The organism is Bacillus spongiae, from assembly GCF_037120725.1.
Classification (GTDB): domain Bacteria; phylum Bacillota; class Bacilli; order Bacillales; family Bacillaceae_K; genus Bacillus_CI; species Bacillus_CI spongiae.
Map to the genome: position 1 here is coordinate 134,854 of NZ_JBBAXC010000007.1, position 26,235 is coordinate 161,088.

Annotated in this window: 15 protein-coding genes; 13 read left to right on the forward strand and 2 right to left on the reverse strand. The window is 37.3% G+C overall.

Going from position 1 to position 26,235, the window contains the following annotated elements; genetic code table 11:
* The first annotated feature begins 123 nt into the window (after positions 1–123).
* From WAK64_RS10465 to WAK64_RS10510, 10 genes are all read left to right on the forward strand, one after another.
* Positions 124–1,230 (forward strand): threonine aldolase family protein, encoded by a 1,107-nt coding sequence (locus WAK64_RS10465; protein ID WP_336586916.1) that lies wholly within the window; start codon positions 124–126, stop codon positions 1,228–1,230.
* A 311-nt stretch (positions 1,231–1,541) separates the two neighbouring features.
* Positions 1,542–2,552 carry a LacI family DNA-binding transcriptional regulator gene (locus WAK64_RS10470; RefSeq protein WP_336586917.1) on the forward strand — a complete coding sequence of 337 codons (1,011 nt, stop codon included), beginning with the start codon at positions 1,542–1,544 and terminating at the stop codon, positions 2,550–2,552.
* A gap of 197 nt (positions 2,553–2,749) precedes the next feature.
* Positions 2,750–4,069, forward strand: a complete 1,320-nt coding sequence (locus WAK64_RS10475; protein WP_336586918.1) for an ABC transporter substrate-binding protein — start codon at positions 2,750–2,752, stop codon at positions 4,067–4,069.
* 90 nt (positions 4,070–4,159) lie between these two features.
* On the forward strand, positions 4,160–5,059 hold the full coding sequence (locus WAK64_RS10480; RefSeq protein WP_336586988.1) for a carbohydrate ABC transporter permease: 900 nt from the start codon (positions 4,160–4,162) through the stop codon (positions 5,057–5,059).
* Positions 5,060–5,061: 2 nt separating this feature from the next.
* Positions 5,062–5,892 carry a carbohydrate ABC transporter permease gene (locus WAK64_RS10485; RefSeq protein WP_336586919.1) on the forward strand — a complete coding sequence of 277 codons (831 nt, stop codon included), beginning with the start codon at positions 5,062–5,064 and terminating at the stop codon, positions 5,890–5,892.
* Between the two features lie 14 nt (positions 5,893–5,906).
* Positions 5,907–7,241, forward strand: a complete 1,335-nt coding sequence (locus WAK64_RS10490; protein WP_336586920.1) for a GH1 family beta-glucosidase — start codon at positions 5,907–5,909, stop codon at positions 7,239–7,241.
* 71 nt (positions 7,242–7,312) lie between these two features.
* Positions 7,313–8,653, forward strand: coding sequence for a glycoside hydrolase family 30 protein (locus WAK64_RS10495; RefSeq protein WP_336586921.1), 1,341 nt, complete (start codon positions 7,313–7,315; stop codon positions 8,651–8,653).
* Between the two features lie 491 nt (positions 8,654–9,144).
* On the forward strand, positions 9,145–12,375 hold the full coding sequence (locus WAK64_RS10500; RefSeq protein ID WP_336586922.1) for a cellobiose phosphorylase: 3,231 nt from the start codon (positions 9,145–9,147) through the stop codon (positions 12,373–12,375).
* A 195-nt stretch (positions 12,376–12,570) separates the two neighbouring features.
* Complete coding sequence (locus WAK64_RS10505; protein WP_336586923.1) at positions 12,571–15,564, forward strand: glycosyl hydrolase; 2,994 nt, start codon at positions 12,571–12,573, stop codon at positions 15,562–15,564.
* Between the two features lie 144 nt (positions 15,565–15,708).
* Positions 15,709–18,759 (forward strand): glycosyl hydrolase, encoded by a 3,051-nt coding sequence (locus WAK64_RS10510; protein ID WP_336586924.1) that lies wholly within the window; start codon positions 15,709–15,711, stop codon positions 18,757–18,759.
* Between the two features lie 73 nt (positions 18,760–18,832).
* On the opposite strand, the gene WAK64_RS10515 is transcribed toward WAK64_RS10510, so the two are convergent.
* Complete coding sequence (locus tag WAK64_RS10515) at positions 18,833–21,892, reverse strand: efflux RND transporter permease subunit (protein WP_336586925.1); 3,060 nt, start codon at positions 21,890–21,892, stop codon at positions 18,833–18,835.
* 318 nt (positions 21,893–22,210) lie between these two features.
* Here WAK64_RS10515 and WAK64_RS10520 point away from each other — a divergent pair, with 318 nt between their 5' ends.
* Positions 22,211–22,717, forward strand: coding sequence for a ferritin (locus tag WAK64_RS10520; protein ID WP_336586926.1), 507 nt, complete (start codon positions 22,211–22,213; stop codon positions 22,715–22,717).
* A 151-nt stretch (positions 22,718–22,868) separates the two neighbouring features.
* Here WAK64_RS10520 and WAK64_RS10525 read toward each other — a convergent pair whose 3' ends face one another.
* Positions 22,869–23,759, reverse strand: a complete 891-nt coding sequence (locus WAK64_RS10525; protein WP_336586927.1) for a helix-turn-helix domain-containing protein — start codon at positions 23,757–23,759, stop codon at positions 22,869–22,871.
* 180 nt (positions 23,760–23,939) lie between these two features.
* On the opposite strand from WAK64_RS10525, the gene WAK64_RS10530 reads away from it, so the two are divergent.
* Both WAK64_RS10530 and WAK64_RS10535 read left to right on the forward strand, forming a co-directional pair.
* Positions 23,940–24,140: a hypothetical protein gene (locus tag WAK64_RS10530; RefSeq protein WP_336586928.1), complete on the forward strand. Its 201-nt coding sequence runs from the start codon at positions 23,940–23,942 to the stop codon at positions 24,138–24,140.
* A gap of 293 nt (positions 24,141–24,433) precedes the next feature.
* The gene (locus tag WAK64_RS10535) at positions 24,434–26,068 is read left to right on the forward strand and encodes a M4 family metallopeptidase (RefSeq protein ID WP_336586929.1); all 1,635 of its coding nucleotides are present in this window, start codon (positions 24,434–24,436) and stop codon (positions 26,066–26,068) included.
* Positions 26,069–26,235 lie beyond the last annotated feature (167 nt).

Below are 26,235 nucleotides of genomic sequence, written 5' to 3' on the forward strand. Positions count from 1 at the left end.
TTTAAAGTTAAGCACTCGAATAAGGGTAGTGGATGGTAATTGTTTCATGAAATAGTAAAGCGGTGCATAGGTCTGTAACCAATACATATTTGTAAATTATCAGGAGAAAAGGGGAGTTTTTTAATGCAGGAAATGTCTCCATTTGTAAAAGCGTTTCAACAAACTAAATTTCGACTAAACGGCCATGGGAAAAGAGAGGTGGGTGTGTTAAAAGAAGCACTTCTGTCTATTTCAAACCAACAAGAAAGTGATATATACGGAACTGGACAAGTAATTGAAGCGTTTCAAAGGAAGATGGCGAACTACTTGGGAAAAGAGAGTGCTGTATTCTTTCCAAGTGGAACGATGGCGCAGCAAATTGCATTACGAATATGGTGTGACGAAAAAGGAATGCAAAAGGTCGCTTATCACCCCCTATGTCATCTCGAAATACATGAAGAAGATGGGTTAAAAGAGCTTCATCATATTGACCCCATTCTACTTGCGGATAAAGATCGACTCATTGAGCTAGATGATATTTTAAACATTAATGAAGAGATAGCTTGTTTGCTGCTTGAATTGCCTCAGCGTGAAATAGGAGGGCAATTGCCGGAGTATTCCACACTTGAGGCTATTTCCTCCTATTGTAAGGAAAAAGGAATTAAGCTACATCTAGACGGTGCAAGATTATTTGAGATAACTCCATACTATGGAAAATCGGCTTCTGAAATATGTAAGCTCTTTGATAGTGTCTATATTTCCTTCTATAAGGGAATTGGAGGTGTAGCGGGAGCCATTCTAGCTGGTGACGAATCCTTTACAGAATCATCTAAAGTTTGGAAGAGGCGTCATGGTGGCGATTTGGTGAGTCTTTATCCATATATACTAAGTGCTGATTATTATTTTGAACAACGCGTAAATAGTATGAAGAATTATTACGAGGGGGCTAAGGAATTAGCACAGCTTTATAATGATTGTCACCAAATTACGACGAAACCGATTAAGCCCGTGTCTAATATGTTTCATGTTCATCTTTTTGGTCAAAAGGAACACCTTGAAAAGATCCTAATGGAAATTCATCATACGACAGGAATAGGATTTACCCCTTATTTACGTGAAGTAACAGATCATGAATATTTTTATGAAGTAAGTATTGGGGATCAGTATGCAGCTGTTCCGAGGGAAGAAGTAAAAAAGGCGTTTTCTCTTTTAAATAAACGAATGAAAGAATTAGATTTATCCATTTTGTAGAAATGAATATGAACTTTCAGTCAATTTGTTTTAATAAGGCAATATAAAATTATTTGAGAAAAACATTAACCGAAATAACCATTTGAATAAGGTGAAATTTTGTAAGGATAGAACTTGCTCCATTGATCAATGGACAAGTTTTTTTGTCTGATTTCTTCGATATTAAGCAGTACTCGACTTTTATGAAGGAAAAATGACAAAAAATAGACGAAAAGTTTACGTTTTCGTTAAAAAAGGGTTTACATAAGGTTAATATACAGAATATAATTAATAACGAAAGCGCTTTCGATTTAAGATGAGGTGAACCCCCTTTGGTAACAATCTATGATATTGCAAAAAAGACAGGCTTTTCTGTCACCACTGTTTCAAAGGCAATTAATAATTATCCGGATGTTAGCGAGAAAACGAAAAAGGCAATACTACAAGCTGTTGATGAAATGAAGTATCTTCCTAATTCATCTGCTAGAACGTTAACAACGAAGAAATCATGGACAATCGGTGTGGTTTTCGTTGAACCGCTTGGAATCGGGATGAAGCACCCATTTTTTAATGAAGTAATTGAAAGCTTTAAGCAATGTGTCGAAGTGTTTGAGTATGATTTGTTATTCGCGTCTAGAAACCTCCAAAATCGCCATAAAAGTTATTTAGAGCATTTTCGTTATCGCGGGGTGGACGGGATTGTGGTTGTTTGTTCCGATGTAGAAGATAGTCAAGCTCAAGAGTTAATGAACGCATCAATTCCATGTGTAGTCATTGACTTAAACAGTCAAAGCTCAAGTGTTGTGTTTTCCGACAATTTAGGTGGGAGCAAACTTGCAGTAGAATATCTTCATTCATTAGGGCATAAACGAATTGCACATATTGCAGGGCATGAAACGACCTTTGCTGGTCAACAACGCTTAGAAGGTTATCGAGCTAACATGAAAGAGTTGTCCTTAGAAGTACCCGAGGATTATATCGTAAGTGGAGAATACTTTTCTCAAGAAGGTGGATATGAAGCGATGAAGAAATTACTTCAGCTTAAAGACCTTCCTACAGCCATTTACGCAGCGGGGGATAGTTTAGCTATTGGTGCGATTGAAGCCATTCAAGAAAAAGGATGGAGCGTACCAAATGATTTTTCCATCATCGGATTTGATGACATTTCATTGGCGAAACATATGTCGCCTCGTTTGACGACGATTAGGCAACAAACGGATTTAATTGGCCAGAGAGCTGGCGAACTTCTGTTAAAGCAAATTAATGAGAAGCGAAAAATTATTGAGCAAATTCAAATTCCTGTAAAATTAATGATTAGAGATAGTTGTAAAAATGTTGATTAATAACAACTAATTATTTTTTACGCGAAATCGAAACCGGTTTCGGAAAGGTTTCGAAATAGTACTTATTTTATATTGTAAAATTAAAATAATAGATTGACAGATTAAACGGTCAATTACGAAAACGCTTACAAAAATGTGATGTTCAGGTAGAAATTTTACCTGTTTCAAATATTATTATTCAATTGGGAGGTAGCAAAATGAAAAAATGGTTTGGAATTTTATTAGCCCTTTCTTTAGTGGCAGGTATTATAGCAGGCTGTTCAAGTGATAAGTCAAGTAGTGAAGACAAAAAGAAGTTGACAGTTTGGTCGTTTACAGATGAATTGAAAAAGGGAGACGCCCTTAAGAAGTTTGAAGAAGAGCATGGTGTGGAAGTGGATTTAACGATCGTTCCAATCGCAGACTACCCGACAAAGCTTAAACCAGCTTTAGAGAGTGGAAAAGGAGCTCCAGACGTATTTACTGGAGAGATTGCATTCTTGAAACAATGGACAGACAGAGAATATTGGGAAAACTTATCTGAAGAACCTTACAATGCAGATGAGTGGGCAGATGATTACATGCCATATGTGTTTGACTTAGGAAAAGATTCAGACGGAAATGTTAAAGCGTTATCTTGGCAAACAACTCCTGGTGGTATCTTCTATCGTAGAAGTATTGCGGAAGAAGTATTAGGTACAGATGATCCTGCAGAAGTAGGAGCTATGATGGGAAGCTGGGATGGATTATTCGAAGTTGGAGAAAAGCTTAAAGAAAAGAACTATCGTTTATTCCCAGATGAAGGTGCGATTCGCTGGTTTGCAAGAGGAGCTGACCAACAACCTTGGGTTAACGAAAACAATGAACTTATTATGACTAGCGCAAAATTAGATTTCTTTGATCAAGCAAAAAAATTACGTGAAAAAGATTTAACAGCATTTGCTCCTGAGTGGTCTCCATCATGGACAGCTGCTATGAATGGTCCAATTGCTTATAATGGTGGATGGGACGATGTAAAAGAAGATGCTGATAATAAAACAGAAGTATTTGCCTATGCACTTCCAACATGGGGATTACACAGTGTTCTTAAAGAAAATGGAAAAGACACTGCAGGTGACTGGGCTGTAACGACAGGACCAAACCCATATTTCTGGGGAGGTACTTGGTTAGGAATTTATAGTAAATCAGAAAAGAAAGATTTAGCTTGGGAATTCGTTCAAATGATGACACATGATGAAGAATTCTTAACAGATTGGGCGCAAGAAACAGGTGACGTACTATCCTTCCTTCCTGTAACGGATAAAATTAAAGATGACTTCAGTGAAGAGTTCCTTGGTGGTCAAAACAACTATGAGTTCTTCTTAGAACAAGCGAAAGAAATTGATGCAAGTTCTGTTACAGAATATGACCAAGATCTTGATACATTACTAGGAGATCAAGTATCCGAGTATGTTGAGGGGAACAAAACAAAAGAAGAAGCTCTTCAAGATTTCTATGATGGCGTGAAAAACGCATATCCAGACATTAAAACACCGTAAATACAAAATTGTAAAAGAAAGCAAAAAGGAATAGATTGTCAACAATCTCTATTCCTTTTTGTTTCAACTTAGGGAAAGAAGGAGTACATGATGAAAAAACTAGATTACAAAGGATATTTCTTTGTAGCACCATTTTTCTTAGTCTTTCTGGTGTTTAATATTTACCCAGTTCTCCTGACCTTTTATTATACGTTTACGAAGTATGAAGGGTATGGAACTCCTGAATTTATTGGTCTAGAGAACTATCAACGAATTCTTACTGACAAATTTTTTCTAGAAGCCTTTATTAATACATGGAAAATTTGGGGGTTAAATTTCTTTTTACAATTAGGGATTGCCCTTTTATTAGCTGCATTATTCTCTGATTTACGCTTTAGAATGAAAGGGTTAGGGTTTTTTCGAGCTGTCTTTTACTTACCGAACATCATTACGATTAGTTCTGTAGCGATCTTATTTAATATCATGCTCGAATGGCATCATGGTTCTGTAAACCAATTATTATTAAAAATTGGTTTAATCTCTGAGCCGATTAACTGGTTAGGACAGCCATTTACCGCACAACTATCTGTTAGTTTAATTCTAACTTGGATGTGGTTTGGTTATACCTTTATTGTGTTAATGGCAGGGGTGTCAGGTATATCGAAAGAGTACTATGAAGCGGCATTAATCGATGGTGCGAACAGATGGCAAACGTTCACAAAAATTACGCTCCCATTATTAAAGCCAATTTTACTTTATGTAATGATAACTTCGTTAATCGGTGGTCTTCAATTATTTGATCTTCCGATGTTGATAACGGATGGGTTAGGTCAACCAGAAGGCTCGTTAAATACGATGGTGCTTTACTTATATAACCAAGCATTCAATTACAACAACTATGGATATGCTGCAACGGTTGCCTATGCATTATTCATAATTACTGTAGTATTCTCAGCCATTACCTTTAAATCTATGTATCGCGACGCGAAAGCAACAAAGAGGGGTAAATAAAAATGAAAAATAAAAAGAGTATCTCAAAAATTGCTATTTATTGTTTACTAGTTTTATTAGCCATTATTAGTATCATCCCCTTTTATATGATGATTGTTAATGCGACACGAGAGAATAACGATATTATCTTGGGATTTAGCTTTCTTCCAGGCAGTGCTCTTCTTGAAAACTATGAAACAATGATAAGTTATGTGAACATATGGAGCGGATTTAAAAATAGCTTAATTATTGCGGTGACAGTAACATTTTTAAGTGGCTACTTCTCAGCTTTAACAGCATTTGGATTTGCTGTTTACAACTTTAAAGGGAAGAATTATTTGTTTTTATTCATGCTGCTTATGATGATGGTTCCAGGTCAATTGGGTCTAATCGGATTTTATGAGCTTAATGAGGCATTAGGATTACTGGATACTTACTACCCATTGATCCTTCCGGCGATCGCTAGTCCATTTGTTGTCTTCTTCTTACGTCAATATTTAGCGACAACACTTCACCCTTCTCTCATCGAGGCAGCGAGAATGGACGGAGCAAGTGAATTAAAGATTTTCCACACGATTGCACTACCAATCATGATGCCAGCCGTTGCGACAATGTCGATTTTTACCTTCATAGGGTCTTGGAACAACTATATCGTACCGTTAGTAATATTATTCTCGCCAGAGAAATATACGTTACCTGTCATGATGGGCTTCTTAAAAGGGTCGCAAGTTGCAACAAATTTAGGAGCGTTGTATTTAGGTATCGCAATATCCGTAGTGCCTATTATGATCGCTTTTATCTTCTTCTCTAAGTACATTATTAGCAGTATTTCAGCAGGATCAATTAAAGGATAACGAGGTGTAGATTAATGAAACAATTTTCAAAAGAATTTATTTTTGGTACAGCAACCTCTTCTTATCAAATAGAAGGAGCAGCAGCAGAGGGAGGAAGAACACCATCGATTTGGGATACTTTTTCTAAAACCCCTGGAAAAATATCAGATGGCAGTACAGGAGATATCGCCTGTGATCATTACCATCGTACAGAAGAGGATATAGAGTTAATTAAATCGCTTGGAGTCGATTCGTATCGATTCTCAATAGCATGGTCTCGTATTTTTCCAACAGAAGGTACGTACAATCCAGAAGGAATGGCTTTTTATAAAAAATTAGCGATTCAATTACGAGAAGAGGGAATTGAACCGTGTGTAACCATCTATCATTGGGATATGCCACAGTGGGCAGATGAAAAAGGTGGATGGGTTAATCGTGAATCTGTGAATTGGTTTATGGAATTTGCGAAGAAATGTTTTGAAGAATTAGATGAATATGTATCAAAATGGATTACCCATAATGAGCCATGGTGTGCAGCGCTTCTTGGTTATCATACTGGTGAACATGCACCAGGTCATACGAATTTAGAAGAGGCAGTAAAGACCTCACACCACTTATTATTATCACATGGTCTAGCTGTTCAATATTATAAAGGTGAATTTGGTGGAACAGGAGAAATTGGTATTACCCTAAATTTATCTCCAGTCTATGCAGCAAGTGATAGTGTGAATGATCGTTTGGCAGCTAATAATCATGATGGATATTTAAACAGATGGTTCTTAGATCCAATTTTCAAAGCACAATATCCAACTGATATGCTGAATTTATATTCTAAATACGTCCATTCTTTCGATTTTATTCAAGAAGGAGATTTAGAAATTATTTCTCAACCAATGGATTTCTTTGGAATTAACTTCTATAGTCGTGCACTAATTGAATTTTCTGCTGCATCAGATTTACTGTATAAGCAAGCATATTCCGATTATGCAAAAACAGGAATGGGTTGGGATATTTCGCCACGCGAATTTAAAGATCTAATTTACCGTCTACGTGAAGAGTACACGTCACTACCTATCTATATTACAGAAAATGGAGCGGCTTTTGATGATGTATTAGAGGATGATGGCCAAGTCCATGATAAGGCAAGAGTAGATTACTTGGAAAAGCATCTATTATCGGTAGCTGAATTAAACGAAGAAAACATGAACATTGCAGGTTACTATGTGTGGTCTTTATTAGATAACTTCGAATGGGCGTTTGGTTATGATAAACGCTTTGGAATTGTTTATGTGGACTTTGATAATCAGAAAAGGTATGTAAAAGATAGTGCAAAACGCTTTAAGGAGATTGTTCAAGAGCGTTCACTATAATTTTTTGTCCCCTAGCCCGAAACCGGTTTCGGGCTAGGGGCATGATTGATAATAGAGGAAGTGATTTATAGATGACCAGAATTAGCGTAACATTAACTGCCAAATACTCAGACGACCGCTTAGCGGAGAAAGAGCCTCTCACATTTACCTCCAACTCATCTAATAAGAGCGCCGATATTCATGTGTCGTTAGATGAAACTTATCAACAAATCGTCGGCTTTGGAGGAGCATTTACTGAAGCTGCTGCATTCACGCTCTCTCAAATGCCAGAAGGTAAGCGACAAGAAGTGATAGAGAATTACTTCGATCAGGAAAAAGGACTAGGCTATACAATCGGGCGAGTCCATATTCATAGTTGTGATTTTGCTTTGGAAAACTATACGTATGTAGAAGACAATGATGTAGAGCTAAAAACCTTTGATATTTCTAGAGATCATCAATGGGTTATCCCAATGATTAAAGATGCAATGAACGTAAAAGGTGGCTCGATTCCATTACTCGCCTCCCCTTGGAGTCCACCTGCTTGGATGAAATCAAATGGAGATATGAATCATGGAGGGAAACTTCTTCCAGAATATAGAGATGCTTGGGCGACTTATTATACTAAATTTATTCAATCTTATCAGCAAGAAGGGTTAGATATTTGGGGGATTACTGTCCAAAATGAACCTGCTGCTGTTCAAGTTTGGGATTCATGCATCTATTCTGCAGAAGAAGAACGTGACTTCGTCAAAAATCATTTAGGACCGATTATGCACGAAGCAGGCTTTGAGGATGTCAATATTATTATTTGGGACCATAACCGAGATTTGGTTGTCGAGAGAGCCTCTACTGTATTAGAGGACGAGGCTGCTGCAAAGTACGTATGGGGAACAGGCATTCATTGGTACGTAAGCGAGGATTTTGAAAATGTAGGAAAGGTACATGAACGTTTTCCTGATAAGCACTTACTCTTTACTGAAGGTTGCCAAGAAGGTGGCGTTAAGTTAGGGGAATGGTTTACTGGAGAACGATATGGTCGCAATATCATTGGTGATTTAAATAATTGGGTGGAAGGCTATTTAGATTGGAACCTAGTTTTAAATGAGAATGGTGGACCAAATCATGTGCAAAACCTTTGTGATGCACCGATTATTGCTGATACGAGTACGAAAGAATTACACTATAACAGCTCTTATTACTATATTGGCCATTTTAGTAAGTTTATTCGACCGGGTGCGGTTCGTATCGAACTAAACACCGAAAATAAAGAGTTACAAACGACAGCCTTTTTAAATGAAGATGGGAACATTGCTTTAGTTGTTATGAACGAACAAGACCATCCTATTCCATTTTCAATCGGCTATAAAAATAGTAAATGCGAAACTGAGTTACCAGCTCATTCAATCGCAACTTATATCTTTGCTAAATAACATTATGTTAGAGGAATTGAAAGGCAGATGCCTTCCGTGTTTCTTAAATCTCACGGCCTACAGGATGTAGGTCATGAAGGTGTTGCGACAGGACGTCGCGAACTAAGCCTTCGTTCCTTAATGTTATCCAGCTCCGGCGGCCAGCGGCTAGTAAACTTGCCAACTCCTCCTTACGATAAGTCAACATCGAAAGGCAGAAGCCTTCCGTGTTTCCTATATCTCAATGCCTACAGGAAGTAGGTCATGAAGGTGTTGCGACAGGACGTCGCGAACTTAACCTTCGTACCTTAATAGTGCCAAGTATATACGTCGCTAAACGTCCGCCTTCGCTTTTAATGATATCCAGCTCCGGCGGATTGGGGCTCGGGGTCAAATGCCACATCACTCCGAAAATCAGGATTTTCTACGTGATGCGTCATTAGCCTGTCGCCCCATAACGATCCGCCTTCGCTTTTAATTTAAAAATCCATGTTTAAAGGTGGGCTATGCTCATGTCAAAAGGTAATTACTATTTCGATGATCAGAAAAGATTTGTTATTGAAAATTATGATAAAGCCAAAACATTTTCAAGTTTTTTACCAGGAATAGCTGGTTTCACAGGCATTCCAATGTGGACGTTTTATGTGAATAGAGGTCAAGGGATTAGCAGCTTCGGAGTAGAAGATAAAAATTCTCCTATTTTAGAGTTTTCTCCTGCCAATATTGCCTATAAAACGGTTGCAACAGCAGGGTTTCGAACGTTTATTAAAATCAATAATGATGAAGTGTACGAAGCGTTTCGTCCTACTGCAAATGCTGATTATATTCAAAGAAAAATGTACATTGAAGCGAATCAACTAAGCATTGAGGAAATTAATCAAGAGCTTGGTTTGAAAATAATGATCCAATATTTTAATATGCCAGAAGCTAAATTTGCGGGGCTTGTCCGTAAAGTATCTATTAAGAACTTAAAAGACGAGCCAGTAGAGTTAGAAGTACTTGATGGGCTACCTGAGATTCTACCGTTTGGTGTAACCAATGCTGCTTATAAAGAAGTCGGGAGCTTAATGAGAAGTTGGATGGAAGTGTATCACTTAGATGAAAAGGTACCATATTATCGAGTGAGAGCTAGCATTGGGGATGAAGCAGAGGTAAATGAAGTGACGAGCGGCCATTTTTATTTGTCCTTTTCCGATGATGAAAAGCTTATTACGCCAATAGTAGATTCAGAGATCATTTTTGGGGAAGACACATCTCTTTTATACCCAGAAAGTTTTGATGCTTTTTCTCTTACTGAGCTTACGAAGGCACAACAAGTGACAGCGAATAAAGTACCTTGTGGCTTTACACCAGTAGGAGGCTCTTTAAAGAAAGATGAGACGGTAAATATTCGAACTATCATTGGTCATGTTACAGATTTCTCGCTTATCAAAGATCATATAGAGCAAGTGGTGAGCATGAGCTATATTGACCAAAAGCAAAATGAAGCGATTATGTTAACGAGAGAACTAACTAATTCGATTGGTACAGAAACAGGTTCTCAACTGTTTGATGAATATAGTCGTCAAAGTTATTTAGACAATTTGCTAAGAGGTGGATACCCTTACATTTTTGAAAATGAAGAAGAAGACTTCGTGTATCATGTGTTCTCACGTAAACATGGGGATTTAGAGAGAGATTATAACTTCTTTAAGATTGCTCCAGAATATTTTTCACAAGGGAATGGAAACTTTAGGGACGCAAATCAAAATAGAAGGAATGACATATACTTCAACCCTAAAGTTGGAAGTTTCAACACGAAGATGTTCATGAGCTTTATTCAAGCAGACGGTTATAACCCTCTATCTGTTAAAGGGTGTTCTTTTGAAATTCAAGGTAAAAATGATGATCAACTCGATAAGATTTTGACGCAGCACTTTGCTAGTCACCAAAAAGAATTTAAAGCATTATTAGCAGAGACATTTACACCAGGTAAGTTAATTAGTTTTCTTACAGATAACCAAATACAACTTAAGGCAGAGCCTAATCAAATCGTATCAGAGGTAATGAAAATATCTAAACAAAACTTTGAAGCTAGTTTTGGTGAAGGGTATTGGATTGATCACTGGACATATAATATGGATTTAATTGAGAGCTATCTCAATATTTATCCAGATAAACAAAATGAGTTTTTATTTGAAGATAGTAGCTATACATTTTTTGATAGTCCGGTATCCGTTCTGCCAAGAAGTGAAAAGTATGTTCTATCCAACGGAAAAGTTCGACAATTTGGCTCCGTCATTGAAGATGAAGAGAAGATGAGTAAGTTAAGGGTTACCCTTGATGATACAAACTGGTTAAGAACGAAGCATGGGCAGGGAGAAATCTACCAAACGAATTTATTTGCTAAGCTCGTTTCTCTATCGCTTATGAAGTTTTCAACCCTTGACCCTGCAGGAATCGGAGTTGAAATGGAAGCGAATAAACCGGGGTGGAATGATGCGCTTAACGGCTTACCTGGAATATTTGGTTCTGGAGTTAGTGAAACCTTTGAACTGAAACGGATATTATCGTTCATATTAAATATGACGAAGGAGTATCAAGATAAAGAAGTTTCGCTCCCAATTGAAATGGTAGAACTTTTAAGAAGTATCAGTCAGTTACTAGAGCAAAAAAATAGTGGAAACTTGGATGATTTTGCGTATTGGGATAACGTATCTTCGGCGAGAGAAAAGTATCGTAAAGATATTCACTTTGGGATAGATGGGGAAGAAAAAGTTCTCTCTCTTCAAGAAATAGCAACCATTTATCAATCCTTTATCCAAAAGGTTGACTTGGGAATTGAAAAAGCAGAAGAGCTTGGAGATGGCCTTTACCCTACTTATTTAACCTTTGAAGCAGAAGCGTTTGAGTCTGTGAAAGATGAAGCTGGAAATGAAGTAGTGAGCTCTTACGGTCTGCCGAAGGCAAACGTGACCAAGTTTTCAAATCCGACACCACTTCCTTCTTTCCTTGAAGGTCCAGCACGCGCATTAAAGTCCATTGATGATAATAGTAAAGCGCGTGAAATCTATCAAAAGGTGAGAAACAGTGATTTATTTGATCAAGGGCTGAAAATGTATAAAACATCTGTCGGCTTAGAGAAGGAATCTCATGAAATAGGAAGAATTAAAGCGTTCACTCCTGGTTGGTTAGAGCGTGAGTCTAACTTCTTGCATATGTCTTATAAATATTTGTTAGCGTTGTTAAAATCGGGATTATCAGAAGAGTATTTTACAGAAATTCAAACTGCCCTGATTCCTTTCTTAGATCCAAAAATTTATGGTAGAAGTACACTTGAAAATTCGTCCTTTATTGCTACTTCTACAAATCCTGATGAAAAGATGCATGGAAGAGGATTTGTTGCTCGTCTAAGTGGATCAACAGCAGAATTCTTAAGCATGTGGAAAGTAATGATGATGGGGAAAGAGCTTTTCCAAGTAAAAGAAGGAAAGTTAACCCTTACCCTATCACCGATTTTACCGAAGTGGTTATTTAATGAATCAGGATTATTGACATTTATGTTCCTAGGACAAACGAAGGTAACGTATTACAACCGAAAGAAGCTTGATACGTTCGGTACAGAAAAGGCAAAAGTAACAGCATTTGAGTTAGTCTATCGAGATGGAACAACTCGAAAAGTTGAGAGTGCCTATCTTCAGGAGGATGATGCTCTATCTATTAGAAAGGGGGCTGTAGCTGAGCTACATGTGACGTTAGACTAAAGAATGTCCCTTTATGTTGAAGAGGTATTTCACCTCTTCAACGCCTTCCTTAAGAGGTTGCTATATAGATTGGAAGGCATTCCACTAGTGCTCTAGCAGAAATTATCTCTGATAGGATAATAGGTGAATCACAAGGTGTACATGAAAAATGTAAAAAAAAAGAAAAATGGATTAATGAGAAGAGGAGAATTAAATATGAAGAAAGTTGCAGGTATTGTGATGGCGTTCATTCTAACGGTATCGTTGATGGTTCCTCCTACTGCAAACGCGTTTCCTGGTGAAGTGTCATTAGGAGCTGGTAGTTATTCAACAGTAAAACCAAATGGAGTAAATGATTTGCCTTCAACAATATACAAAACAGGGAATGTTACAGGAGCAACTCCGACGAACGATTGGTGGAGTTCAACGGCTTGGGTACAATATTCAGAACAGCAATATCCTCACCCCCTAGCATTGAATAATCAGGCGGAAGGTCTTCGAATCTATAACCCTAGTCACCATATTAAAACAGAAGGTGCCATTACACAGGGGTCGATGAATGCGATTGATGATTTCATCCTTGGTCACTCAGGAACAAGCAATTTTAACGATACGAAAGTAGATCAATTTAGTGACTGGTTCGTAACAAATGAATATAAAGCAGGTGCTAATACTTTATCCGTTACTTATGGGCATGGTTCTCCGTATGTTTATGCAACGTATGAGGGAGGAAACCCACAAATCACACTGCCTTCTCTGCCACCAACAATTTGGTATGGAGACGCAAATAGTAATGTACTAGGAATCACAACCGAGAAAGGTAGTCATTACGCTTTATTTGGTCCAGAAGGTTCCACTTGGACAGGAATTGGAACAAAGAAATTAACAAACAACCTTAACGGGAAAAATTACTTTTCCGTAGCTGTATTGCCAGATAATTCAGTAGCCACTTTAGAGAAATTCAAGCAATACGCATATTCACATGTTGTCGATACGAAAGTGGATTGGGCTTATGACGAAGCAACTAGCCAAGTAAAAACTACGTACTCTTTTGAAACCGTTTCCAAAGAAGGGTCTACAAAGGGAACATTATTTGCTCTTTATCCACACCAATGGAAAAACACGGACAAAGGATTACTGAATTACACGTACCCTTCTGTTCGCGGTGTAATGAAAGTTGCGGAAGGTACATCTTTCACAACGAATATGGTCTTTAATGGGGTCTTACCTTCATTACCAGACTTAGGAACATATGATAAAAACGTACTAGCAGGCTATATCGATGAAGCACAGCATGGAAATTTAAATCCAATTGAGCCAGATACATATTGGGTTGGGAAGCATTTAGGTGTTTTATCTACATTAGCCCCAATTGCCGAACAAGTAGGGGATCAGAGTGCGGCAAATGAATTTAGACAGGAAATGAAGGATAGATTAGAAGATTGGTTTACAGCTAGTCATCAAAATGGAAGTTTAAAGAATCAATCGCTATTTTACTATAACCAAAATTGGGGAACTTTACTGGGGTACCCAGATAACTTTGGCTCCGTTCTGCATATGAACGACCATCACTTCCATTATGGCTATTATATTAAGGCGGCTGCAGAACTAGCACGTGTTGATAAAGAGTGGGCAAGTCAAGGTCAATGGGGTCAAATGGTTGAAATGTTGATTAAAGATATTGCGAACTGGGACCGAAATGATGATCGTTTCCCATTCCTACGAAACTTTGATATGTATGCAGGTCATTCATGGGCTTCTGGAGATGCTGTTTTTAATGGAGAATACATTGATGGGAATAACAATGAATCCTCTTCAGAAGGAATGAATGCTTGGGCTGGTATTATTTTATGGGGTGAAGCGACAGGGAATAAAGAGCTTCGCGATTTAGGAATCTATTTATATACGACGGAAATGAACGCCATTAATGAGTACTGGTTTGATGTGAATAACGAGAACTTCCCTGAGGAATATGTAGGGGAAACAGCAAGTATGGTATGGGGTGGAGCAACCATTGGAAATAGAGTATGGTGGACAGAAGGTGAAGAGGAAATTCACGGAATTAACTGGTTACCATTTACGGCAGCCTCTCTTTATTTAGCTCAATACCCAGAATATACGAAACGAAATTATGATGCTTTATTTGCTAAAAATAACGGAGACAATTGGGATAATTGGGAAGATTTAATTTGGATGTATCGTGCTATCGAAAACCCAGGAGACGCAATAAGACAATTTAATGAACGGAAAGATGTGTTTGTTCCAGAAGCAGGAAACACAAAAGCAAATGCGTACCACTGGATCCATAATTTAAATGCTCTTGGCTCTGTCGATCGTTCTGTTACAGCAGATTATCCATTTTATGCAGTCTTTAAAAAGAATAATGTGAAGACCTATGTTGTATACAATATGTCGAACGAAAAGAAAACGGTTACATTTTCGGATGGAAAAGTTGTGACGGCTGAACCAAATCAATTTAACACAGGGAATGGAGATACAATAGATCCAGTCACTAACAGAAATGCTTTTGAAAAAATAGAAGCAGAAGATTTTGATTTGAATAGTGGCGTTGAAACAGAAGGTACCACAGATGTTGGTGGTGGCGAGAATATTGGCTGGACAAGTAATGGAGATTATATTGCATTTAATAATGTAGATTTTGGAGATGGTGCAACAGGTGTTCAAGGAAGAATTGCTTCTGAATCATCTGGAACCATTGAATTGCGTCTAGGCTCCGTGAATGGCTCCTTAATCGGTGAGATTGACCTTAACTATACGGGAGGATGGCAACAATGGGAGACAAGCTCTTCTACTATTCTTCCAACATCAGGTATTCATGATTTATATTTGGTGTTTAAAGGAGACCCTTCAGCAGACATCGGAAATCTAAATTGGATTACCTTCACCAAAGAGAACAGTGGTGCGAATAACGATGTAATCGAGGAAGCGGATTACCGAATTGAGGTCGCTAATGCAGGAGCAGATCAATTGACCTTTACGTTCATTCCGAAATATGGAACTTCTGAATTTGTTCATTTTCACTATGTGAAAAATGGCGGCAATCAACAAAATGTCATTGCTACAAAAGTCGGTGATGCATGGGAGTATACAATTCAAGGCGTAAATAAAGGGGATTCTCTTAACTACTATTTCACATATAAAAAAGACCCTCTAGCGTATGATACGCCAAAGTATGATTATACTTACTAATTATTTCATTTAAAAGTCGTCTGAAAAAGTCATTCAACTAATGCTCTAATAGAAGTTCACTCTATTAGAGTATTGGTTTGAATAATAAATTTATTGTTTCAATAGTATTTGGGGAAAACAAAAAAATTGAAGAGGAGAGTTAAAATGAAAAAAATTGCAGCAATTATTCTTGCAATCTGTCTTACTGCCTCAGTCATGCTCCCGTCTACTGCATCAGCATTTCCGGGAGAAGTAGCATTAGGAGCTGGCAGTTACTCAACTGTTAAGCCTGCTGGTGTTAACGATGTTCAACCTGATATTTATAAAACAGATAATGTTACAGGAGCAACTCCGACGAATGATTGGTGGAGTTCAACGGCTTGGGTACAATATTCAGATGCTCAGTATCCTCATCCGTTAGCAATGATTAATCAAGCGGATGGTCTACGAATCTATAATCCTAGTAATAGTATTGAAGGATTAGGTGGATTTACTAAGGGCTGGATGAATGACATTGATGATTTTGTCCTTGGTCACTCTGGAACAAGTGCTTTTGAAGATACGAAAGTCGATCAATTTAGCGATTGGTTCGTGACAAACGAATATAAAAACGGGTCCAATTCTTTACATGTTACTTATGGTCATGGATCTCCGTATGTTTATGCAACTTATGAGGGTGGTAATCCAACTATCACACTTCCATCCATCCCACCGACCATTTGGTATGGTGATGCAAATAGTAATGTACTAGGAATCACAACAGAGAAGGGCAGTCATTATGCGCTATTTGGTCCAGAAGGTTCAACGTGGACAGGAATTGGTACAAAAGAATTAACGAACAATTTAAATGGTAAAGATTATTTCTCCGTAGCGGTTTTACCAGATAATTCGGTTGAGACGCTAGAAAAATTTAAGCAATACGCTTATTCACATATTGTTGATACAAAAGTGGATTGGGCTTTTGATGAAGCGACAAGTCAAGTTAAAACTACGTACAATTTTGAAACCGTTTCCAAAGAGGGGTCTACGGAAGGAACACTGTTTGCCCTTTATCCGCACCAATGGAAACATACGAACAAAGAATTACTAACATATACGTATCCTTCTGTCCGTGGTGAAATGAAAGTAGCAGAAGGTGTCTCTTTCACAACCAATATGGACTTTAACGGAGTTTTACCTTCATTACCTGATCTTGGATCATATGATAAAGCGACACTTGCAAGTTATATAGACGAAGCACAAAATGAAGGTGGACAACCAGATCCAGATACGTATTGGTACGGAAAACATTTAGGAAAGCTTGCTACATTAGCTCCAATTGCCGAACAAGTTGGGGATATGCAAGCGGCAAATGAATTTAGACAAGAAATGGCATCTGGGTTAGAAGATTGGTTTACTGCTAGTGATGCAAACGGCAATTTAGAAGGTGAGAGATTATTTTACTACAATCAAAACTGGGGAACTTTATTAGGATACCCTGATAGCTTTGGCTCTGTAGAGGAAATGAATGACCACCACTTCCATTATGGCTATTTTATTAAAGCGGCTGCGGAGCTTGCTCGTGTAGATAAGGATTGGGCAAGCCAAAATCAATGGGGTCAAATGGTAGAATTATTAATTAAAGATATTGCAAACTGGGATCGAAACGATGAAAGTTTTCCTTTCATGAGAAACTTTGACATGTATGCTGGTCATTCTTGGGCTTCTGGACATGCAAAATTCTTTGATGGCAATAACAACGAATCTTCTTCTGAAGCGATGAATGCTTGGGCAGGAATTATTTTATGGGGAGAAGCAACTGGGAATAAAGAGTTAAGAGATCTAGGTATTTACTTATATACAACTGAAATGAATGCGATTAATGAATACTGGTTTGATGTACATGATGAAAACCATGCTCCTGGATTTACGAAAGAAACGGCTAGTATGGTATGGGGTGGAAAAACAGTTGGAGATGCAGTATGGTGGACGGCTAACCCAGAGGAAGTTCATGGAATTAACTGGTTACCAATTACAGGAGCGTCTCTATATTTAACACAATATCCAGAGTATACGAAGCGCAACTATGATGCATTAGTGTCAGAAAATAACGGTACAAATTGGGATGTTTGGGAAGATCTCATCTGGATGTATCGAGCGATTGAAAATCCTGAAGACGCTATTCAACAATTTAATGCCCGTGCAGATGTGTTTTCACCAGAAGCTGGAAATTCAAAAGCGAATACGTATCATTGGATCCATAATTTAAATGCTGTTGGAACAACAGATTTATCTGTAACAGCCGATTATCCAGTCTATGCTGTCTTTAAAAAGGGTAATGTGAAAACATATGTTGTGTATAATATGACGGATGAAGTGAAAACGGTTACATTCTCAGATGGAAAAGTTGTAACGGTTGAACCACACGAATTTAATATTGGGAATGGTGAAGTGGATCCAGGAACAGATCCAGGAACAGATCCAGGAACTGACCCAGGAACAGATCCGGGGACTGACCCAGGAACTGACCCAGTCGATACGAAAGATGCGTTTGGAAAATTGGAAGCAGAAGATTTTGATTTGATGAGTGGTATTCAAACGGAAGCGACCACTGACACTGGTGGCGGTTCAAATGTAGGCTGGGCAAGTAATGGAGATTATATTGCCTTTGAAAATGTAGATTTTGGAGAAGGTGCGACAGGTGTTGAAGGAAGAGTAGCTTCTGAAACTTCTGGGACTATTGAATTGCGACTAGATTCTCCTGAAGGTACTTTAATAGGTGAGATTGACTTAATAAACACTGGGGGATGGCAACAATGGGAGACTAGTTCTGCCACAATTAGCTCGACTTCAGGTGTTCATGATTTATACGTAGTATTCAAAGGAGCCCCTTCAACGGATATTGGTAACTTGAATTGGATCACCTTTACAAATGACAGTGTTAATCCAGGTAATGGTGATGTCATTGAAGAAGGAGATTATCGAATTGAAATTGAAAAGGTAGGGACGGATAGCCTTAAATTTACGTTTAATCCTACTCAGGAACCTGCTGCTTTTGTTGACTTTCATTATGTGAAAAATAATGATGTACAACAAAATGTAAGAGCTGTTAAGGTAGGAGATGCTTGGGAATATACGGTTCAGGGAGTAAGTGTAGGAGATGACATTAATTTCTTCTTCACATATGAGAAAGGGTCATTAGCATACGATACGCCGAAGTATAATTATACTTTTTAATTTGATCGTTAATCCGAAAAAAGGACTGCAATAGCAGTCCTTTTTTCATTGTAATCTATTAGGTTTAAATGATTTAACGGACGGCAGATGTAGCTGAATGAGCGGTTGTTTTCTTCTTCTTTTTTAGCTTTCTGTTAATACTAAACGAAAAGCTAATATTAGCAAATAGTCGGTATACCGCCGGAATCAATAACAATGTAATGAATGTGGCAAACAATAACCCTGAAATAATAACAGTGGCCATCGGTGCTTGGTAGTTTCCTGCTGTTCCAGACGCTAAAGCCAATGGAAGCATCCCGCCAGCTGTTGTTAATGTGGTCATGAAAATTGGACGAATCCGATCTGTTCCAGCCTGCATAAGAGCCTCTTGGATCGAGTAATCTTGTTTCCGTAATTGATTCGTACGGTCAATTAATAATATAGCATTATTGAGAACAATGCCGATGAGCATAATTACTCCCATTCCTGACATCACGCTAAGCTCATGCTTTGTAATGAATAAGCCAAGGATTACGCCGACAATCGTCATTGGAATAACGGCCATGACAACGAGTGGATGAATGAGATGATTGAATTGAACCGCCATGACGAGATAAACTAAGAAGATGGAAATAATCAAAATGAGCAGCATTTCTATCATGACTTGCTGTTGCTGTTCGAGATCACCAGCAACGGAAATGTCATATCCTAACGGTGTTTCAAAATTATTGATTAATCGTTGAACGTCTAGGTTAACTGTCCCTAAGTCTGTTCCTTCAATGTCCGCAGAGATAGAAACAAAGCGTTCTCCATCTGTATGTGAAATTTCATTTGGTGTATTCATACTTTCTAATTCAATAAAGTGAGAAAGTTTTCTTTCTCCAATTTCAGTTGGTATGGTTAAATTTAATAAATCTGAGCGTTGAGCGGTCGTCTCTTCCCACCGTACCTTCAATGGAATGGTTTCATTATCTAAAGAAAGAGCTCCCACCTCCATTTGAAGAAAGGCTTGCTCAATATATTGTGAAATTTGTGATGGTGTTACCCTTGCTTCTTCCATTTCTTTTTCCTTTAATTTAATTTCTTCTTCAATCGTCGTTCGATCAACTGAAGTCTTTACTCCAACGACTCCTTTTATACTTTCCAGTTCATTTTGAAAGGTTGCTGCAATGGTTTGCAAGTCCTCAAAATCTTCGCCTGAGATGGTCACTTGAATAGGAGAACTACTACTACCAGTCAATGAACTAGCCACACTTTCGATTGGTCCATTTTCCTCCAATGTACGTAAAGAACTGAGTATTTCTTCATTGACTTCTTTTTGCTCGCGGGTTATTTCGTCCCCTTTTGTCATATTAATAATTAAATAAAACATAGTTCCATTGTCCATGATGTAAGTCGTTTCTACATCTTGAATACCAACTAATGTATTCGTTATTTCTGTTATTACTTCCTCTTTATCCTCTAGGGACAAGCCTGACTCAACATCAACCGCTAATTCAGTATAACGATTAAACATATCTGGCATAATGGTCATGGGAATTTTCGATATAAGTAGGAACGATCCTATAAATAGGATGAGGAATAAACCGATAACTGCTACACTATAGCGCTTTTTACTCACTATCCATTGGATTAATTTACGATAGGCTTTAATGATAGGACCATTCGTCCGCTTTTCAGCATGTTTTCGTAGCTTTAAGAATTTTTCTGATAACGTAGGGATTAAGGTAAAAGAAACGACTACAGAACTAATAAGGGTAATGGCTACGACAGCTGATAATATTATCATAAATTGCCCTATTTCACCGCCGAGCAATCCGATTGGAAGAAAGACAACGATGGTGGTAAGCATTGAGGCAAATACAGCTGTCGCGACTTCTTTCGTTCCATCCAAAACCGCAACAAAATTAGAAAGTCCTTGTTCCTTTTTCCTGTAAATGGATTCAAGTATGACAATGGAAGAATCGACCATCATTCCAATCCCTAAACCAAGTGCAATTAAAGTTAATATATTAAAACTGTAGTCAAACAGCCACATTGTCAAGAAGGTAAGTAGAATGGAGGTAGGGATCGAAAGCCCAATAATAAAAGTTGCTCGCAAATTACGTAAAAACAAAAATAAAATGACGATTGCAATGAGTCCACCAATAATAATATTGTTGGTTACTCCATCGAGGGAATCTTTAATATAGTCAGCTTGTGCCACGATTTCCATGATGTCGAAGCCATTGACTAAATTCTCATCACGGATCGCTTGAATTTCATTTCGGACTGCTTCGGCCATTTCAATTTGTGTTACATCAGTCACGCGTCCAACTTGAATAAAGATTAGATCTTTCGTCCCATCTTTCCAAACAAATGAAGATGATTCCAAAGGTTGAAGTGATATGTTTGCAATGTCACTAAGGGGTATAGAGCCAGATGGAGAAGGGATACTAATGTTTTTTACATCATCTATACTGTTTAAGGAAGTATTCCAACGAAGAGAGGGATTGTTTGCTTCACCGCTAAATGTTCCGAGAGTAGTGGTAGTATTAGTATTCGATATCGTATTGATAGCTTGCTGAAAATCAATACCGAGTTCAGTAATTTTGCTTCGATTAAAATCAATGGTCAGTTCTTGCTCGAAACTACCAGAAAGCATCACATCACGAACTTCTGGTAAAGCTTCTAATCTTGGTTCGAGTACTTCTTTTGCAAAAGTAGTCATTTCTTTCATGTCTCCACCTGAGATATCCATGAAAAATTCGTAACCTTGGTTTATACTGATTTGTCCAGCAATCACGTTCTTTATTCCTGGGTTGTTTGCTGCTGCAGAATTTACCACACTTTCTACTTCTGCTGAAAGTTCATTCCCCCTTCCTCTCTCAAACATGATTGTCATATTGCTCTTGCCGATAATAGTTGTGGAGTGGACATCTGTTACTCCATTTATTGAGAGGAGTTGCTTTTCGATAGGAGTCGTAATCGTACGTTCTACTTCAATCGCTGCCATATCTCCTGCATCAATTTCAACGAAAGCACTATCAAAGTCCATTTCAGGGAATAATTCTCTATCTAGTTGGAAAACGGAGTAACTACCAATCGCCAAAATGAATAGGACAAGTAAACCTACAAGTATCTTTCTGTTCAAAATAAACTTTAATAATTTCATTCTTTTTCTCCTTTTCGAATTCAGTAATGAAAAGCACTTGTTACGTGAACAGTATAACTGAATATTCCGGGATAAATTCAAAGTATTTTCATTATTCATAAAAATTACAACTGGAGGATGAGAAGAAGGTGCACCTCAAGTAGGAATTTTTTATAGGGAGATCTTCAGTAGGGGATTATTAGGAAAAATTACGCACAAGTTAACCTTTGTATGACATTGATAAAATGTGGCTAATTTAAGAAATCCACATTAAAAAGCAAACCATGAACGTTGATTTTATTATGTGTGCTATACTACGGAGTGTAGGAGGGATAAAAGATGATTAGTGAGAAATTAGCCAAAGGTTTAAATGATCAAATGAATTATGAGTTCTATTCTGCGCATGCGTATATGGCTATGGCCGCTTATTGCTCAGCAGAAAATTTAGATGGTTTTGCCAACTTCTTTTTAATTCAAGCAGAAGAAGAGCGCTTTCATGCAATGAAATTTTATAACTTTATTAATGATTTAGGTGAACGTGTGGAAGTTGATGGATTCACGGACCCAAATAACGAATTTACTTCTGTTTTAGATGCATTCGAAAATGGCTTAAAGCATGAAAAAGAAGTCACACGTCGAATTTATCAGCTAGCAGATATGGCACTTGATGAGAGAGAGCATGCAACAATGACGTTTTTAAAATGGTTCATTGAAGAGCAAGTAGAAGAGGAAGCGTTATTTGATGGATTAATTCAAAAATTAAGACGAATTGACCAAGATAGCAATGCATTCTTTATGCTAGAAAATGAACTTGGACAAAGAACATTTGTGGCTGAAGAAGAATAGGAACAACTAGAAGCACCTGATTTCATCAGGTGCTTCTAGTTGTTTTTCAGAAGATTCAAAGTATATTGTTATGCTTTAAAGTGGGAAAGTTAGGAGTGAAAAAATTCATCATCTTCGTTAAGAGGTGCTTTATTTTAAAAAACAACCCCTTTCATTGTAATAAAAGATGATGAATGTCATCTAGTTTCCTATGAATTAAAGGAGTATACTGATGATTATTTTGAATATCGAACATAAATAGTGCTTTACTCATAAACTCGTAAGCACTCTGCCAATCATTCAGGGCTTCATAATTATAGCCAATATGGTAGTGTAGTTCGGCAAACAAGTACATATTATCGGTTTCTTGACACCATTCTATTCCTTCCATGCAGTAATGTATCGATTGCTCGTACTCTTCCTTTCTCGTTAATCCTTTTGCTGTGTTATATAAAATACGGGTTTTAATTGTAGGATCAATTTGAGTATGCAATGAGTCTAGTTGACCCATAATTCCTTTATACTCGAGTAACATGAGGTCATACTCATGTTGTTCAAAGTAGATGACACTTTTACTATTAATGATTTCAATCTCTCTTTCGCTATAAACTTTAAGATGTTGATTTGTCAGTTCAATTGCTTGATTGAGTATAGAAATGGCTTCTTTTGGTTGGTTATCGAGGTGATAGAGACAAATTCCTTGGTGCCACAATAGTAACTGGAAATTGTATTTATTATTGATTACTAAAGGATTCTTTCGTTCATCATGAATAATGTCTTGAATTTTTTTGTACTCCATTTTCCGCCGATACTGTTTCAAAAGACTTTCAAGTTCCTTTATATAACTAATGTTTGGCGAGGAAGCAATGTCAAAAAAGTAGTTAAGGTCGACACCTAATTTTTTTGCAATTTGATAAAGGGTAGTAGCATACGGGTAAACTAGCCCTTTTTCAATTTTACTGATTTGAGCTTGCGTACAAATGCCTTTACTCAGTTCAGTTTGAGACATTCCAATTGACTTTCTTAACATAAAGATTTCCTCACCTATTTTAGAAAAGTCCAAGGCAGATTCTCCTTTCAATAGGGTATAAAATATTCCTATAATTATATTTTTGTTGTTTTTGAGAGAATATAGACGAAAAGCTATGAATAATGTAATTTAATTAAGAATTTTCAGAAAAAAGATAATATACTGTTAGTATATAATAAAACATATTCTAAGATTTTTGAAGGAGGAGATATAATGAAAAAAGTAAGTAAAGCAATAATCTTTTCAATTGTTATGATTAGTGTTAGTTTTGGAGCTTCCAACTACATAGGGGCTGAAGAGTTACCACCGGTTCATGCTGGTGAGCTACCACCGGTTCATGCTGGTGAGTTACCACCAGTTCACGCTGGTGAGCTACCGCCAGTTCACAGTACCGAACTACCACCAGTCCATTAATAGAAATAGGATAATAGTTAGTCTATTGAGATGATTGCAAGCGAATCTTCCTACTGAAAGGATATTCGCTTTTTTTATTTAAGGGACCGCTTACTAATTTAATTGTAATTTAAAATCTATCATAGAAATAATAATTTAATAGTCAATATTCCTATAAGAATAGTTTTATATAAAATAGTTAGAATAATAAGAAAAATAAGATAAGAAGCACTAAAATTTCGCTATTTATTACGGAAAATGAGAATTAACGACTTTATTTATTGATGATAGTCTTGTCTTAAGGAGGAGATAAAATGAAAAAAAGAAAAATGAAAAAGGTAGCAACAGCATTAACATTAAGTACGACTTTATTTGCAGCTGGAGGGATGGCATCAGCGAATGAATCTGGAAATTGGAGTCTAAGTCCTGAGATGGGAGCAGAATTGAAATCTTCAATTTCTGCATCCAATACGCCAGCCTTTGTCAAAGGGAATTTCTCTTCAGAAAAAATCAAATCTGAAAAGGATGTGGAGAAATTTTTCCAAGCAAATAAAGGTACGTTTGGAATTAATCCTAAAAAAGAGCTTATCTTTATAGAAAAAGAGACTGACGAGCTTGGTATGACTCATTATACTTTCCAACCAGCTATTCAAAATATCCCAATTGATCAATCCCAGATTATTCTACATGTTGATGAAAACGATAATTTAGTATCAATAAACGGAGAATTCCATGCAAACTCACCGTCGAAAGTAAAACAAAGTAAAAAACTGACTAAATCACAAGCATTGAATAAGGCTTGGAAGCATATTGATGTAGACCGAAAGCAAGCAGATAGAAAGATTGCAACACCAAAGGGTGAGACAAGCTTTCTTTCTGAGGATCAACAATTAGTTGTACTAGAGGAAAACGGAGAATATTCATTAGCTTATCATGTAACGATGCAGTTTTCTGAACCTTATATCGCAAACTGGAATGTATGGGTAAATGCAGAAAATGGGGAAGTCCTCAAGGCGGTTAACGAAGTGCATGATGTAGCTTCTACAGGAACAGGAACAGGTGTATTAGGTGACACAAAATCCTTAAATACGTATTTTTACAATAATACGTATTATCTGTTTGATGTGACGAAACCAATGGCTGGAGTTATTCAAACGTTTGATAATAACTATAGAACTTTTGGATTACCAGGAAGTTATATGACGGATTCAGGAAACACGTTCTTTAGTGACAGACAAAAGGCTGGTGTGGATGCTCATTATTATGCTGGTGAAGTCTTTGATTATTTCTATGAAACATTTGGACGTGAAAGCTATGATGATAGGGGAGCAGATATAACATCAACTGTCCACTACGGAAGTAACTATAACAATGCAGGTTGGAATGGAAATCAAATGATTTATGGTGACGGAGATGGATTTACCTTTACAGCTCTTTCTGGTTCAAAGGATGTCGTTGCACATGAGCTGACACATGCTGTAACAGATTATGAAGCAGATTTAGTTTATGAATTTCAGCCAGGAGCTTTAAATGAGTCTTTCTCTGACGTATTCGGTTATTTCGTAGATTCAGAGAATTGGTTATTGGGAGAAGATGTATATACACCAACGATTCCTGGGGATGCATTAAGAAGTCTATCGAATCCAACTTTATACGATCAACCTGATCATATGAATGACTTTGAAGTGTTACCAAATACGAGAGCAGGAGATTGGGGTGGAGTTCATATCAATAGTGGAATTCCAAATAAAGCTGCTTACCATACGATTAATGCAATTGGTAAATCAAAAGCAGAGAATATTTACTATCGCGCATTAACGGTTTACTTAACACCTAACAGTCAGTTTACCGATGCACGTCAAGCACTTATTCAATCTGCTCAAGATTTATATGGTTCAAGTGAAGCGAATTCTGTTGCTTCAGCTTGGGATAGTGTTGGTGTCTTTTAATTAGATAAAATCTATATGACTATCTAAATTAGGATTTGTCATGATGAACCCCCTCTATTGTATGGAGGGGGTTCTTTATTATGACACAAACATGGAGGGAGTAGGTATAGGAATGAAAGGTAGAGAGTTTCGTAAGCGTGTTCTTGACAGATGAATAGCATCATGGT

What these genes read in the sequence shown, in the direction of transcription:
- WAK64_RS10465 (WP_336586916.1), top strand. Translation starts at nt 124, where the DNA reads ATGCAGGAAATGTCTCCATTTGTAAAAGCGTTTCAACAAACTAAATTT.
- WAK64_RS10475 (WP_336586918.1), top strand. Translation starts at nt 2,750, where the DNA reads ATGAAAAAATGGTTTGGAATTTTATTAGCCCTTTCTTTAGTGGCAGGT.
- WAK64_RS10480 (WP_336586988.1), top strand. Translation starts at nt 4,160, where the DNA reads ATGAAAAAACTAGATTACAAAGGATATTTCTTTGTAGCACCATTTTTC.
- WAK64_RS10485 (WP_336586919.1), top strand. Translation starts at nt 5,062, where the DNA reads ATGAAAAATAAAAAGAGTATCTCAAAAATTGCTATTTATTGTTTACTA.
- WAK64_RS10490 (WP_336586920.1), top strand. Translation starts at nt 5,907, where the DNA reads ATGAAACAATTTTCAAAAGAATTTATTTTTGGTACAGCAACCTCTTCT.
- WAK64_RS10495 (WP_336586921.1), top strand. Translation starts at nt 7,313, where the DNA reads ATGACCAGAATTAGCGTAACATTAACTGCCAAATACTCAGACGACCGC.
- WAK64_RS10500 (WP_336586922.1), top strand. Translation starts at nt 9,145, where the DNA reads ATGTCAAAAGGTAATTACTATTTCGATGATCAGAAAAGATTTGTTATT.
- WAK64_RS10505 (WP_336586923.1), top strand. Translation starts at nt 12,571, where the DNA reads ATGAAGAAAGTTGCAGGTATTGTGATGGCGTTCATTCTAACGGTATCG.
- WAK64_RS10510 (WP_336586924.1), top strand. Translation starts at nt 15,709, where the DNA reads ATGAAAAAAATTGCAGCAATTATTCTTGCAATCTGTCTTACTGCCTCA.
- WAK64_RS10515 (WP_336586925.1), bottom strand. Translation starts at nt 21,892, where the DNA reads ATGAAATTATTAAAGTTTATTTTGAACAGAAAGATACTTGTAGGTTTA.
- WAK64_RS10520 (WP_336586926.1), top strand. Translation starts at nt 22,211, where the DNA reads ATGATTAGTGAGAAATTAGCCAAAGGTTTAAATGATCAAATGAATTAT.
- WAK64_RS10530 (WP_336586928.1), top strand. Translation starts at nt 23,940, where the DNA reads ATGAAAAAAGTAAGTAAAGCAATAATCTTTTCAATTGTTATGATTAGT.
- WAK64_RS10535 (WP_336586929.1), top strand. Translation starts at nt 24,434, where the DNA reads ATGAAAAAAAGAAAAATGAAAAAGGTAGCAACAGCATTAACATTAAGT.